At 75.0% G+C, this 12985-nt stretch carries 11 protein-coding genes; 4 read left to right on the forward strand and 7 right to left on the reverse strand.

Going from position 1 to position 12985, the window contains the following annotated elements; translation table 11 throughout:
- Positions 1-47 precede the first annotated feature (47 nt).
- Entirely contained in the window at positions 48-923 is an 876-nt protein-coding gene (locus tag RMN57_RS03245; RefSeq protein WP_313761822.1) for a universal stress protein, read from the forward strand.
- 56 nt (positions 924-979) lie between these two features.
- Here the strand turns inward: RMN57_RS03245 and RMN57_RS03250 are convergent, their stop codons facing one another.
- From RMN57_RS03250 to RMN57_RS03260, 3 genes are all read right to left on the reverse strand, one after another.
- Positions 980-1597, reverse strand: a complete 618-nt coding sequence (locus RMN57_RS03250) for an NAD(P)H-dependent oxidoreductase (protein WP_313761823.1) — start codon at positions 1595-1597, stop codon at positions 980-982.
- Between the two features lie 169 nt (positions 1598-1766).
- Complete coding sequence (locus RMN57_RS03255; protein ID WP_313761824.1) at positions 1767-2405, reverse strand: flavodoxin family protein; 639 nt, start codon at positions 2403-2405, stop codon at positions 1767-1769.
- A 189-nt stretch (positions 2406-2594) separates the two neighbouring features.
- The gene (locus RMN57_RS03260; RefSeq protein WP_313761825.1) at positions 2595-3524 is read right to left on the reverse strand and encodes an alpha/beta hydrolase; all 930 of its coding nucleotides are present in this window, start codon (positions 3522-3524) and stop codon (positions 2595-2597) included.
- Between the two features lie 84 nt (positions 3525-3608).
- Between RMN57_RS03260 and RMN57_RS03265 the strand changes: the two genes are divergently transcribed.
- From RMN57_RS03265 to RMN57_RS03275, 3 genes are all read left to right on the forward strand, one after another.
- A complete protein-coding gene (locus RMN57_RS03265; protein WP_313761826.1) occupies positions 3609-4361 on the forward strand; it encodes a TetR/AcrR family transcriptional regulator in 753 nt (250 codons plus the stop codon).
- A 76-nt stretch (positions 4362-4437) separates the two neighbouring features.
- Complete coding sequence (locus RMN57_RS03270; protein WP_313761827.1) at positions 4438-5487, forward strand: TIGR03617 family F420-dependent LLM class oxidoreductase; 1050 nt, start codon at positions 4438-4440, stop codon at positions 5485-5487.
- A gap of 352 nt (positions 5488-5839) precedes the next feature.
- Positions 5840-7432 carry a hypothetical protein gene (locus RMN57_RS03275; protein WP_313761828.1) on the forward strand — a complete coding sequence of 531 codons (1593 nt, stop codon included), beginning with the start codon at positions 5840-5842 and terminating at the stop codon, positions 7430-7432.
- A gap of 93 nt (positions 7433-7525) precedes the next feature.
- On the opposite strand, the gene RMN57_RS03280 is transcribed toward RMN57_RS03275, so the two are convergent.
- The 4 genes from RMN57_RS03280 to ligA all read right to left on the reverse strand — a co-directional run bounded on the left by RMN57_RS03280 (position 7526) and on the right by ligA (position 12802).
- Complete coding sequence (locus RMN57_RS03280; RefSeq protein ID WP_313761829.1) at positions 7526-8572, reverse strand: hypothetical protein; 1047 nt, start codon at positions 8570-8572, stop codon at positions 7526-7528.
- Between the two features lie 159 nt (positions 8573-8731).
- Complete coding sequence (locus tag RMN57_RS03285) at positions 8732-9541, reverse strand: GNAT family N-acetyltransferase (protein ID WP_313767699.1); 810 nt, start codon at positions 9539-9541, stop codon at positions 8732-8734.
- 134 nt (positions 9542-9675) lie between these two features.
- Complete coding sequence (locus RMN57_RS03290; protein ID WP_313761830.1) at positions 9676-10467, reverse strand: putative protein N(5)-glutamine methyltransferase; 792 nt, start codon at positions 10465-10467, stop codon at positions 9676-9678.
- Between the two features lie 226 nt (positions 10468-10693).
- Positions 10694-12802, reverse strand: a complete 2109-nt coding sequence (ligA, locus tag RMN57_RS03295; RefSeq protein ID WP_313761831.1) for an NAD-dependent DNA ligase LigA — start codon at positions 12800-12802, stop codon at positions 10694-10696.
- Positions 12803-12985 lie beyond the last annotated feature (183 nt).

The raw sequence follows: 12985 nt of genomic DNA on the forward strand, positions 1-12985 counted from the left end.
GTGGCAGCGGAGTTCCGACCGCTCGTCCGAGCCCAGCTGGAGGATCCATGGCAGCCGACGGTGGACGACGCCCCGTCGTCCTGGGCGTGGACGCGACCGCGCCCGAATCGGCCGCGGTCGTCTGGGCCGCCGAGGAGGCCGCGCTGCGCCGGCTGCCACTGCGGCTGGTGCACGCCGTGGAGCCGATGGAGGTCAACCTGCGCGGCTTCGACGAGAGCCACCGCCACCGCAGGCTGCGCGAGCGGGGCGACGAGGCGCTGGCCAAGGCGCTGGCGCTGGTCCACGACCGGCAGCCGGACGTGGACGCGGCCACCGTGCTCGCCGACGACGTGCCGGCGCCGGCGCTGTGCGAGGAGTCCCAGCATGCCGAGCTCGTCGTCCTCGGCTCGCGCCGGATGAGCCGCGTGGACGAGCTGCTGAGCTCCTACTCGGTGGCGGTGCCGCTCGCCGCCCAGAGCGACTGCCCGGTGGTGGTGGTCCGCGAGGCCGGGCACAGCGGGACCGACCGGCCGGTCGTGGTGGCCGGGTTCGACGCCAGCCCCGAGTCCTTGGCGGCCCTCGACGTGGCCGCCGACCTCGCTGCCCGGCGCGGCGCGAAGCTGCGGGTCGTCCAGGTGTGGAGCCCGCCGCTGCTGCGCTCCGGCGACCAGGAGCGGCACGTGGCCGAGCTCGACCGGGTGCTCGCCGGGGCCCTCGCCGCACGGGCCACCGACCATCCGGCCCAGACGCTCAGCCACGAGACCGTCCCCGGGCACCCGGTGGAGGAGCTCGCCAAGGCCTCCGAGCAGGCGCTGGCGGTCGTGGTCGGGCGGCGCGGCCACGGCGGCTTCACCGGTATGCGGCTCGGCTCCGTCCCGCACGGACTGCTCCACCACGCCCACTGCCCGGTGGTCGTCGTCCCGCCCCCCGAGGGTGCGGGGTGACCGGTGCGGGCCCCGGCTGACCCACGGGACAGGCCTCAGCTCGCGCAGGACAGGCCTCAGCTCGCGTCGACCGCCGGCTCGTAGGGGAACCGGGCGAGCGGCGCGTCGCGGTGGAAGAACGTCTTGGCGCGCTCCAGGGCCCGCTCGTCCTCGCGCACCTGGCCGGGGGCGGAGCCGTTGCCGAACAGCACACCGCCGAACCGCATCCGCAGGTAGGCCGCGGAGTTGTTGAGGGTGGTCACCATCCCGTCGGCCACCTCCTCCTCGGTGTGCGCCATGACCGTCACGCCCCAGAGCGTCCGGTCGGCCATCCGTGCCCTGAAGTCCGCGCCGGGCACGCGCAGCCAGCGCGACCAGTGGTCGAGGTAGCGCTTGGCCTGGGCCGAGACCGTGTACCAGTAGAGCGGCGAGACGATCACGATGTCGGTCGCCGCCAGCGTGGCCGCCAGCAGCGCCTCCTCGCCCTCCCCGGCCGGCCAGGTGCCCTCGTCGTGCCGCCCGTCCTGGAAGTCGGCCAGCGGGATCCGGTTCAGGTCCACCCAGCGCCGGGAGACGCCGGGCGGCAGCTGCTCGGCGGCGGCGCGCGCGAGGATCTCGGTGTTGCCGTCCGAGCGCGAGCTGGCCAGGACGAAGAGGAAGGAGCGGTCGGTGCCGGCGGCGGTGTCGTTGGTCATCCACGGTCCTGTCTCGGGGCCGGGCGCGGCAGGCGACGGGTCCGGCCCCCGCCCGCGGCGCCCGGGGGCGTACGGTCTCGCCACCTGCAACCCGCCCCGCCCCGGCCGGTATTCCGGCCGGGGTGGGGACCGGGCCCGGCCGCGGGACCGACCTGCCGCGGACGGCCCGTCAGGCCGCGGCGAGCGCGGCGTCGGCGGCGAGCGCGGCGTCGGCGGCGGCCAGACGGCGGGCCTGCTCCGCGACCCGACGGCCCAGGTGCTCGGCCGTGGCCAGGTCGGCGGGATTCATCTCCTCCGGCCCCTGGTCGCCGTTCGACTGGGCGGCGGCGCCGAGCCAGAAGCCGAGCCGGTTGAGGTCCTGGGCGGTGCCGGTGCTGCGGTTCCAGCCGGGCAGCAGGCCCAGGCTCACCCAGGTCATGCCGTGCTGTGCCGCGAAGACCGACAGCGACTGCAGGGCGTTGAGCTTGTCCCCGCTCATCGCACCGGAGTTGACGAATCCTGCGGCCAGCTTGTCCTGCCAGGCCTGGGCCGCCCAGCGCTTGCTGGTGGACTCGGCGAAGGTCCGGAAGGCGGCCGAGACGTCGCCCAGGTAGGTGGCGGAGCCGAAGACGATCGCGTCCGCGCCGTCGAGCACCTCCCAGTCCTCCTCGGTGACGGTGTCGACGGCGATCAGCCGGGCGTCGGTACCGGGCACGGACGCGGCGCCGCGGCGGACGGCTTCGGCCTGGCGGGCGGTGTGGCCGAAGCGCCCGTGGTAGGCGATCGCGACGGTGACGCCGCGGACCCCGGCGGCGGGCTCGTTGGACATGTGGATCCCCTGAGTGGTTGGTGGTGCTGTGTGGTGGCCGCGCTGTGTGGCGGCGGTGCGGCGTGATGGCCACCCGGCGTGATGGCCGCTGTGTGGTGACCGCGCGGTGTGGTGGCGGGCCGAGCAGGAGCGGCCGGACGGCCCGGGTGGCTTCGTCGGCGGCCGCGCCGGGCGGCCGCCGACGTGGTGTCAGTCCCGGCCGCGGGCGAGGAAGGCGTCGATCAGCGGGGCGATCTCCGGCAGCTTCTCCTCCAGCGCGAAGTGCCCGGTGTCGAACACGTGCAGTTCCGCGTCGGGCAGGTCGCGCAGGTACGCACGGGCCCCGGGCTCGGTGAAGAACGCGTCGTTCCGGCCCCAGACGATCAGCGCGGGCGGCCGGTGGGTGCGCAGCCACTCCTGCCAGACCGGGTAGAGCGCGACGTTGGAGTGGTAGTCGAGGGCCAGCTCGACCTGGATGTCCTTGCGGCCCGGCAGGTCGAGGAAGTGCTGGTCCAGCGTCCAGCCGTCGGGGGCGACCAGCTCCGGGTCACCCGTCCCGCCCTCGTACTGGCTGCGGGTCATCTCCAGGGTGAGGATGGCGCGGACCCGGTCGGCCGCTCCCGGGACGCCGTGCCGGTTGGCGATGAACTCCCGGGCGAGGTCGGAGAGCCCCTCCTCGTAGGCGTTGCCGTTCTGGACCACCAGGCCGGTGATCCACTCCGGGTGCCGGGTGGCCAGCCGCAGGCCCACCGGGGCGCCGAAGTCGAAGACGTAGAGGGCGAACCGGTCCAGGCCGAGGGCCTTGCAGAAGCCCTCGGCCACGTCGGCGAGGGTGTCGAAGCGGTAGTCGAACTCCCCGGGTGCCGGGCTGTCGCTGTGCCCGAAGCCGGGGTAGTCCGGCGCGACCAGGCGGTAGCGGGTGCCGAGCACGTCGAAGAGCCGGCGGAACTGGTGCGAGGCGGACGGGAAGCCGTGCAGCAGCAGGAACACGGGCGCGTCCGCCGGGCCGGCCTCGCGGTAGAAGACGCGCAGGCCGCCGACGTCGACGAAGCGGTGGCGGACGGCGGGCGGCACCGGCAGCGGCAGCGGCAGCGGCGGTTCGGTGGCGGGCGACGGTTCGTTGACGGCTGAATCAGCCATGAAGACACTCCCCCTAAAGTGGACCCGAGTTGGGTTAGCGCGATAATGGCAGGGCTCAGGCCCCAAACACAACAGGAGTTCAGTTTGTCTCAGGCCCCGGAAGAGCCGTCCGAGGGAACCGCCGATGGTCCCTCGCCCGGTTCCACGGACGACCGGCCGGGCACCCGGCGGCCCGGCGGCCGGACCGCCCGGACCCGGACCGCGGTGCTCGCGGCCGTACGGGAGGAGCTGGTCGAGACCGGCTTCGCCCAGGTCACGGTCGAGAAGGTCGCCCGGCGCGCGGGCGTCGCCAAGACCACCGTCTACACCCGGTGGCGCGACCTCCCCGGCCTGGTCGTCGACCTGCTCGCCGACCTCTCCACCACCCGGGTGCCGCTGCCGGACACCGGCTCGCTCGACGAGGACCTGCGACTGGTCGCCCGGCGGCTGCTGGAACTGATGCGGGCCGAGCCCGAGATGACGATGTTCCGCGCGATCGTCGCCACCGCCGTCCACCACCCCGAGGCGCGCGAGGCGCTCAGCGCCTTCTTCCAGCAGCGCCTCGCCACCACCGCCGAGCTGGTGGACCGCGCGATCGAGCGGGGTGAGGTCCCGCCCGGCACCTGCCGGCTGGAGGTCGTCCGCACCATGTCCGGCGCCTTCTACTACCGCATGTTCATCACGGGCGAGCCGTTGACCGAGGCCGTCGCGGACCGCGCGGCGGCCGTCGCCGCGCACTCCGCCCGGGCCGGCCTGCTGCTCGCAGCACCGATCGACGGGAAGGTCAGCGACGGGGCGGGCAGCGACGGGGCGGGCGGCAGCAGCGGAGTGGGCGGCGACGGAGCGGGCAGCGCCTGACGGCGGCCGCGCGGGGGCCGCGTCCCGGCGTGGGAGGCTGGGGCGCACCCGTTCCACCCCACGAGGAGCCGACACCTTGGACCGTCCGACCACCGCCCTCCGCCTCGACGCCATCGCCTCCGGACACCCGGCGGGCATCCTCGACGCCGCCGAGCAGGCCGAACACCGCGGCATGGACCGGCTGGTGGTCTCCGAGACCGCCTACGACCCGTTCCTGCAGCTCGCCCGTGCCGCCGACCGGACCAGCGCCGTCGAACTGGCCACCGGCGTCGCCGTCGCCCTCGCCCGGACCCCGATGACGCTCGCCTACCAGGCCTGGGGCCTGCACGCGGCCTCCGGCGGACGGGCCGTCATCGGCCTGGGCTCACAGGTGAAGCCGCACATCGAGAAGCGGTTCGGCATGCCCTGGGACCGCCCGGCGGCACGGATGCACGAGTACGTCCACGCGGTGCGCGCGATCTGGCAGAGCTGGCAGACCGGCGAGCGGCTGCGCTTCCGCGGCGACTTCTACACCCACACGGTGATGACCCCGGTCTTCTCCCCCGACCCGGTCCCGTCCGGCGTGCCCCGGATCCTGCTGGCGGGGGTCGGCCCGCTGATGGTCCGCACGGCCGGCGAGGTGGCCGACGGCTTCCTGAGCCACCCGTTCACCTCGGTCGCCTACCTCACCGAGCAGGTGCTGCCGCGGCTGGCCGAGGCGCGCGGGCGGGCCGAGGCCGAGGGCGCCGCCTGGACCGACCGTCCCTTCGAGATCGCCGGCAGCGTGCTCACCGCGACCGGCCGCACCGAGGAGGAGCTGCGGGCCAACCTCGCCAAGGTGCGCGAGCGCCTCGCCTTCTACGCGTCCACCCCCGCCTACCGGCCGGTGCTCGCCCAGCACGGCTGGGAGGACCTCCAGGAGGAGCTGCACCGGCTGTCGGTGCGCGGCCGCTGGGAGGAGATGGCCGCGCTGGTCGACGACCGGGTGTTCGACACCTTCGCCGTGGCGGGGACGGTCGAGGAGGTCGCCCGGGAGATCCACCGCCGCTACGCCGGCCTGGCCACCCGGATCTCGGTCAGCCTGCCCGAGGACGCGGACCCCGCGCTCGGTCTGGACGTGCTGGCCGCCGTGCGCGATCTGGACTGACCCGCGCCCGGCGGGTGCGCCGCCCCGCCCCCTCCGGCCGCCCCGACCCCCTCCCGCCGCCCGGCCCCTCCTGCTGGCCCGCCCCTCCCGCCGGCCGGACGGCCGCCGGGGCCGACCGGCGTGCGCGGCGGGATTCTTGGCGCGATGTCGTCACTCTCCGAAGCCGGGCGTTGACTGCGGGGCAGGGCGGAAGGTTGGCTCTGCCCCAGGGGCGTGGGCAGCACGCCCCGGAGCCGGCCGCCGGGGGGCGGGACGCGCGGACGCGGCGCGAATCCGTACGCGGCGACGGCACGAACGATGGAGGGGACCCGTGACGATTTCACCGACTGCCATGACAGGCACGGCTCATGGCGTGGCTTCAGAGCCGGCGGCGACCGCCGGGGCCGGGCGGTCCGGCCGGGACCGGGCGCCCGGGCACCGTCGGGCGGCCGTAGCCGTCGCCGTGCTGGTGGCGGCCGCGCTGGCCGGGACGGCGGCGCCCGCCGCGGCCGGCCCGGCCGGACCGCCCTGGACGTCCACCAGCCGGGTGAGCACCGGCCAGGACGGCGCGCAGCCCGACGGCGCGTCCTGGGCCAACGGACTGAGCGCCGACGGCCGGTACGCCGTCTTCAGCTCGACCGCCACCAACCTGGTGCCGGGCGACACCAACGGCCAGACCGACGTGTTCGTGCGTGACACCTGGACCGGCCGGATCGAGCGGATCAGCCTGGCCGAGGACGGCTCCCAGGGCGCCTCCGGCTCCTACGACGGCGCGATCAGCGGCAACGGCCGCTACGTCGTCTTCACCTCGACCGCCGCGCTGGCCGCCGGGGACACCAACGGCACCGAGGACGTCTACGTCCGCGACCGCTGGACCGGCCGCACCGAGCGGCTGACCACCGGGGACCCGAGCAAGGACCAGACTGACCGCAACTCCTACCGCCCGTCGGTGAGCCTGGACGGCCGCTACGTCGCCTTCGCCTCCACCCGGACCGACCTGGTGCCCGGGGGCACCGCCGGCCTCGCCAACATCTTCGTCACCGACCGGTGGAACGGCACCACCCGGCTGGTCACCGTCGGTGCGAACGGCGCGGCGGCCGACCGCCCCTCCGCCGAGCCGGTGATCAGCGCGGACGGCAGCACGGTCGGGTTCATCTCCAAGGCGACCAACCTCCTCCCGCCGGACGGAAGCGGTACGCCTGCCTTCGCCCCGCAGCCGGCAGGCCGGCAGGCCGACGCCCCGGCCTTCGCGCAGCCGACCGCCGCGGAGGCCGCCGCCGAGGACGCCGTCCCGGACCACCGCCCGGGTGTGCCGTCCGGGGCCGGCCGGTCGGCCTCCGCGCCGGACGCCGGGCCGGACGCCGGTGCGTCGACCGGTGCACGCGCCAACATCCTCAAGCCGCGCCAGTACCCGTTCTACCTCCACGACCTGCGGACCGGACGGACCAGCGGCGGGAGCATCGGCACGGACGGCGTGCTGCACGGCGCCGCCGGCGGCTCGCTCAGCCCGGACGCGCACTACGCACTGTTCTCGCTGCCCGTCACGGACCCGGCGCAGCCGGGGGGCAGCCCCGGCCGGCACTTCCAGGTCTTCGTCCGCGATCTGCGCCAGGGCACCGTCCGCCCGATCGGCACCGGTCCCGGCGGCGCCGCGCTGACCGGCTCCTCCTACGACGCCGTGATGGCGGCCGGCAACCGCTGGGTCTACTTCACGTCGTCCGCCGACAACCTGGTGGCCGACGACACGAACCAGGTGGAGGACGTCTTCCGCCACGACCTCTGGACGGGCCGCACCGAGCGGGTCAGCGTCTCCTCGGACGGGGCGCAGACGGCGGGCTCCTCCTACCTCCCGTTCATCGACGCGCTCGGCAGCACCGCGCTGTTCACCTCGGAGGACGGCACGCTGGTCGCGCAGGACACCAACGGCGCCTCCGACGCCTTCACCCGGCGGCTCCCGCTGTTCTAGGTCGTCGGCGCTGCTCCACCCCGGCCCGGCCGGCCCGGTGACGCGCGGTCACCGGGCCGGCCGGGCCTTTCCCGCCGCCTCGAAGGCGACCCCTCAGCCGGCGTCCTCGACGTCGAAGGAGAGGCGCACTGCCACCAGGCCGCCGATCTCGTCGAGATCGGCGAAGACGGGGAACCATCCATCGCCCCAACCGGTCATCGCGAACAACACACGGGCGCCGCCCACCTCGACCGTCCCGGCCTCCTGGGCCGAGGACCGCACCTCTCGCATCGCCTGCCAATGATGGGAGTGCGGTCGAAAGTCGACCATCAGGCCGCGGCGGGGGTTCGCAGCCTGCCAGGTCAACAGCGCCTCGGCCTTCTCCACCGCCTCCTCGACCTCCAGGCCGGTCCAGCCGTAGACCTGCTCCTCGCCGGACTCGCCGAGCCGAGGAGCGCCGAACTCCTGCGCCACCTCCTCCTCCGCCCGGCCCCAGAAGGCCACATCGGCCAGGCCGTCCAGCGGCTCGTCGTGCTCCCAGGCGCCCAGGGCGTCGGCGTCGCCGAACGCCACCCGGGCCCAGTCCACGCCGATCTCCCCCAGCGGAACCGACCTCGCCACCGGCGCATCGGCGACTCGCACCCGGATCTCCGCCCATCCCGTTCCGTCGTCGTCGCCGTGATCGACACGGGACGCCAGCACGGGAAGCGGCCGATCACGGGGCAGGCCGCCGAGCGCCACGACGGGAACGCCGAAGGCCAGGAAGCTGCCCCCGCCCGCCGCACCACACCGGCGGGCGCGCTCGCGATGGGACACCCGGTCGGCGCAGGCCCGCAGCCGGGCGTCCAGCCCGTGCTCACGGCAGTGACTCTCGAAGAGCCGCGCCAGCTCCGTGACCTCGGACGCCGGGACGTCGTACAGCACCGGCCCCGGCTGTCGGTCGAAGGACCTGGCGGCGGCCTCGGCGTCGGGGCCGACCACCTCGAAGTCCACCGCGTGGCGGATGTCGTCGGCCACGGTCGGATCATCGATGCCCAGCTGCTCGGGGTCGACCCCGGCCGGAGAGCCGTCCGCGCTCCACACACCGAGGTAGCCCCCGTCGATGATCACCAGGTCACCTGACGGGCACGTGATCGGCCCCAGCTCGAAGATCTCTTCCATAGCTCGGAGTCTATGAGTGCTGGCCACGGCCCCTCCGTGGCAGGGCCAGTCCAGCATCACCGGCGCGGGCAGCAGGCTCGGGCCCTCGGCGACGACGTCACGTCGCCCCAGGGCGGCCCGTCCTCGGCCGGGGGCGGCGGGCGAGCGGGGCGGCCGCCGTCAGCGGTCCGCCCGGAAAAGGTCGTAGTGGTAGGGCGTCATGGTGGTGAGGGCGGCGAAGCCCAGCCGCTCCAGGATCGGGCGGCTCTGGTCGGACGCGTCCACCCTCAGGTACTTGTAGCCGAGTTCGGCGGCGATCCGGGCCCGGTGGGCGACCAGGGCACGGTAGATGCCGCGGCCGCGCCAACCGGCCAGCGTCCCGCCGCCCCAGAGGCCGACGAAACCCGTACCGGGGTACAGCTCCAGCCGGGCCGCGCTCACCGGGATCTCGCGGCCGTCCTCGTGGGCGACGGCCAGGTGGACCTTGAAGGTGTCCGGGCTCTCGGCCAGCTGGGCCAGGATGCGGCGGCCCAGCCGGGTGCCGTCCCTGCCGAACGCCTGCTCGTGCACCGCGACCACCTGGGCCACCCCGGCCTCGTCGGTGACCTCGCGCAGCTCGATCCCCGGCGCCCCGGTGCCGTCCGTCCGGCGGACGAGGTCGGCCACTTCGGCGACCATCAGGGTCTCCGGCTCGTCCGGGGTGAAGCCCGCGGCGACGAGGCGGTCGGCGAGGTCGGCCGGACGGTCGTGGGCGTAGAGCGTCCACTCGAAGTCCTGGCCGAGCTCCGTGTAGTGGCGCACCTGCTCGGCGATCACGCCGTCGGCGGTGCCGGCGTCGAGGTCCGACCAGAGCACGCCGTTCCAGACGCTCTCCGGGCCGCTCTGGCGCACCACCCCGGCTCCCTGTTCGATCCGGGCGGCAGGGGTCTCGGCCCCGGCGCCCCGGCGCATCCGGGCGTCGAGGAGGGCGAGCAGCTTCTCATGATCAATATCCATTCCGCGTACTCCACCACGCCGCCGACTGGCACGGCAACCGGGTTTGCGCCCCGGCCGCGGGAGTTGCCGACGGCCGGGGGTGCCCCCGGGCCACCGCTTCCCGCGGTCGGCCCGGGAGCACCGCGGCGTCACCGCAGGGTCGCCGTCACCACGGTCGCGTCGAGGTCCTCGCACGAGGACACGGCCGCGTCCAACCCGGCCGCGGCCACGACGGCGAGCGCCTCGGGCGCCTGGCGCTCGCTGGTCTCGAACAGCAGCGATCCGCCCGGCGCCAGCCACTGCGGTGCCTCGCCGGCCACCCGGCGCAGCACGTCCAGGCCGTCCGCGCCGCCGTCGAGCGCGGGCAGCGCCTCGTGCAGCCGGGCCTCGGCCGGGAGCAGCGCGATGTCGGCCGTGGGCACGTACGGGACGTTGGCCAGCAGCACGTCCACCCGGCCGCGCAGTTCGGCGGGCAGTTCCGCGAACAGGTCGCCCCGGAGGACCCGGCCGCCGATGCCGGCCAGGTTGCGACGGGCGCAGTCGACGGCCGCGGCGTCGACGTCCGACGCGTACACCTCGACCGGGCGGCCGACCTCCGCCGCCAGCGCGGCGGCCAACGCGCCGCTGCCGCAGCAGAGATCGACGACCAGGGCGCCCCCGGGCGTCAGCCCGGCCGCCGTACGGACCAGGAACTCACTGCGGCGCCGGGGCACGAAGACCCCCGGGTCGACGGCGATCCGCAGACCGCCGAACTCGGCCCAGCCGACGACGTGTTCCAGCGGACGCCCGTCCGCGCGGGAGCGGACCATCGCCGCGAGTTCGGCGGGCGTGGCCGCGGCGGCGAGCAGGATGCGCGCCTCGTCCTCGGCGAAGACGCACCCGGCCGCCCGCAGCCGGGAGGCCACCGACGAACGCAGCAGGGAGGAGGAGAAGACAGACAAGGATGAATCCCAAGGAAGTGAACGGGCGGAGCCATCCGCCCGGGCTCCCCCGAAGGGCCGTCACCGAACCGGCCCGGCACCACTACAGCTGCGGCGCCACGCCATCACGGCCGTTCCCGGGGAGCACCCGTTCCGACACACGGTTGATGGGTCTCACCTCCCCCTGGATCACGATCACATTCGGCCCGCCCACCATATCGCACCGCAGGCTCCGCGCGGCCGTCGGTCAGCCCTGGGCCAGGTGGTCGGCGACCAGGGCGGCGAACTCGTCCGGGGTGACGATGCGGATGCCCAGCTCCTCGGCCTTGGCGCGCTTGGAGCCGGCCTTCTCGCCCGCGACCAGCAGCGTCGTCCGCTTGGAGACCGAGGAGGAGGCCTTGCCGCCGGCGCGCTCGATCAGCTCGTTCACGCCGTTGCGGGAGAGGTCGGCCAGCGGGCCCGTCATGGCGCCGGTGACGACGACGCTCTCGCCCGTCAGCGGACCGGCCGCCGGCTCCGCGCCCTGCTCACCCTCCTCCGCGGCCGCGCCGGCGGCCACGGCGGCTCCGGCCACGGCGGCTCCGGCCGGCGCGGTGACGGCCGTGCCCACGCCCTGGGCCGCGAGCCTGTCCAACAGGCCCGCCACGTCCACCAGTTCGGTGACGATGACGGCAGCCTTCTCCGTCCCGATGCCGTCCACCCCGGCCAGCGCCTCGGCGTCGGCGGCCCGGATCGCCGCCATGCTGCCGAAGTACGCGGCGATCCGGCGCGACATCGTCCGCCCGGTGCCGCGGATGCCGAGCGCGCAGAAGACCCGGTTGAGCGGCTGGGAGCGGGCCGTCCCGATGGCGGCGAGCAGGTTGTCGGCGCTGGTGTCGCCCATCCGCTCCAGGGTGAGGAGCTGCTCCTTGGTGAGGGTGAAGAGGTCGGCGAGGTCGGCGACCAGCCCGGCCTCGACGAGCTGGACGGCCCGGGTGCCGCCGAGCCCCTCGATGTCCAGCTGGTCCCGCCCGGCGGCGTAGATGATCGAGGCGACCGCCTGGCAGCCCCGGCCGCGCACGCAGCGCCAGCGCTGCTCCGAGGTGTCGATGGCGTCGCCGCAGCGCGGGCAGGCCGCCGGGAACTCGATCGGCTGCTCGGCCCCGGTGCGCTCGTCCACCAGCGGCGCCTCCACCCGGGGGATGACGTCCCCGGCGCGGTAGACGAACACCTGGTCGCCGATCATCAGGCCGCGCCGCTCGATGTCGGCCGGGTTGTGCAGGGTGGCGTAGGTGACGGTGACGCCGTCGATGACCACCGGCTCCAGGACGGCGCGGGGCGCGATGATGCCCGTCCGGCCGACGTTCCACTCGACGCCGAGCAGCCGGGTGACCTTGTGCTGCGCCTGGAGCTTGCGGGCCACCGCCCAGCGCGGGGCGCGCGATCCGGAGCCGGCCTCCTGCTGGTCGGCCACCGCGTCCGCCTTGACCACGACCCCGTCGATGCCGAACGGCAGCGCGGCGCGCAGGGCGGCGATCTCCTCGATCCGCTGCGCGACCTCCGCCAGTGTGGCGCAGCGGCGCGGGTCGGCGGCCGTGCTGGCCGCGGTGTTGGCGCCGAGCTCGGCGAGCCGGGCGAGCAGGTCGCCGTGGTCGAGGTCGCCGTGGTCGGTGCCGGGCAGGCCGACCGCGCCGTAGGCGAAGAAGGTGAGCTCGACGCGGTAGGGCCGGTCCTTGGCCCGCAGGGTGCCGGCGGCGCCGCTGCGCGGGTGGGCGAACGGGGTGGCGCCGTGCGCGGTGCGGACGGCGTTGGCGTGGTCGAACTGCTCCTGGGTGAGCAGGACCTCACCGCGCAGCTCGATGTCGACCGGCTCGGCGAGCCGCTCGGGCAGGCCGAGCACGGCGTCGGCGGCGTGGGTGATGTCCTCGCCGGCCAGGCCGTCGCCCCGGGTCAGCACCCGGGTGAGGCGGCCGGCCTGGTAGCGGGCGGCGACGGCGAGGCCGTCCAGCTTGGGCTCCACGCACCAGGCGGTGACCGGCCGGCCGAGCCGGCGCTCCAGCCCGGCGGCCCAGGACTCCAGCTCCTCGACGGAGAAGACGTTGTCGAGCGAGAGCATCGGCACCGAGTGCGGCACGTCGCCGACCGCCGCGCCGCCGGCCACCTTGCCGGTCGGCGAGTCCGGCAGCACCTCGTTCGGGTGCTCGGTCTCGTACGCCTCGATGGCGCGCACCAGGGCGTCGTACTCGTCGTCGCCGAGCGGGGTGGAACCGTCGGCGTAGTACGCCGCGGCGGCCCGGACGGCCGTCGCGACGGCGTCGACGTAGGCGTCCGGAGACGCCAGGGCAGCGGGGGAGGCCGAGGTGGCTGCGTCCTTCATGAGCCCATCATGTCGCGCCGCACTGACATTCGAACCGGGGCGCGGAGGCGGACGGCGGAAGCGGCATCCGGGCAGGCGGGGTGCCGATCCGGTCACCCCGTCGTGCGGGTACCGCCGAATTCGGACCGGATTTGATCGCGTTCGGTCAAATGTGCGCACGGAGAGTTTCCCCGCGGGCGGGGG

Source organism: Kitasatospora sp. CM 4170, from assembly GCF_032110285.1.
In the GTDB taxonomy this organism is placed as follows: Bacteria; Actinomycetota; Actinomycetes; order Streptomycetales; family Streptomycetaceae; genus Kitasatospora; species Kitasatospora aburaviensis.

Bases quoted from the DNA above. Each gene is read 5' to 3' on its own strand.
- RMN57_RS03250 (WP_313761823.1), bottom strand. From the start codon at position 1,597: ATGACCAACGACACCGCCGCCGGCACCGACCGCTCCTTCCTCTTCGTC.
- ligA (WP_313761831.1), bottom strand. From the start codon at position 12,802: ATGAAGGACGCAGCCACCTCGGCCTCCCCCGCTGCCCTGGCGTCTCCG.
- RMN57_RS03255 (WP_313761824.1), bottom strand. From the start codon at position 2,405: ATGTCCAACGAGCCCGCCGCCGGGGTCCGCGGCGTCACCGTCGCGATC.
- RMN57_RS03280 (WP_313761829.1), bottom strand. From the start codon at position 8,572: ATGGAAGAGATCTTCGAGCTGGGGCCGATCACGTGCCCGTCAGGTGAC.
- RMN57_RS03245 (WP_313761822.1), top strand. From the start codon at position 48: ATGGCAGCCGACGGTGGACGACGCCCCGTCGTCCTGGGCGTGGACGCG.
- RMN57_RS03260 (WP_313761825.1), bottom strand. From the start codon at position 3,524: ATGGCTGATTCAGCCGTCAACGAACCGTCGCCCGCCACCGAACCGCCG.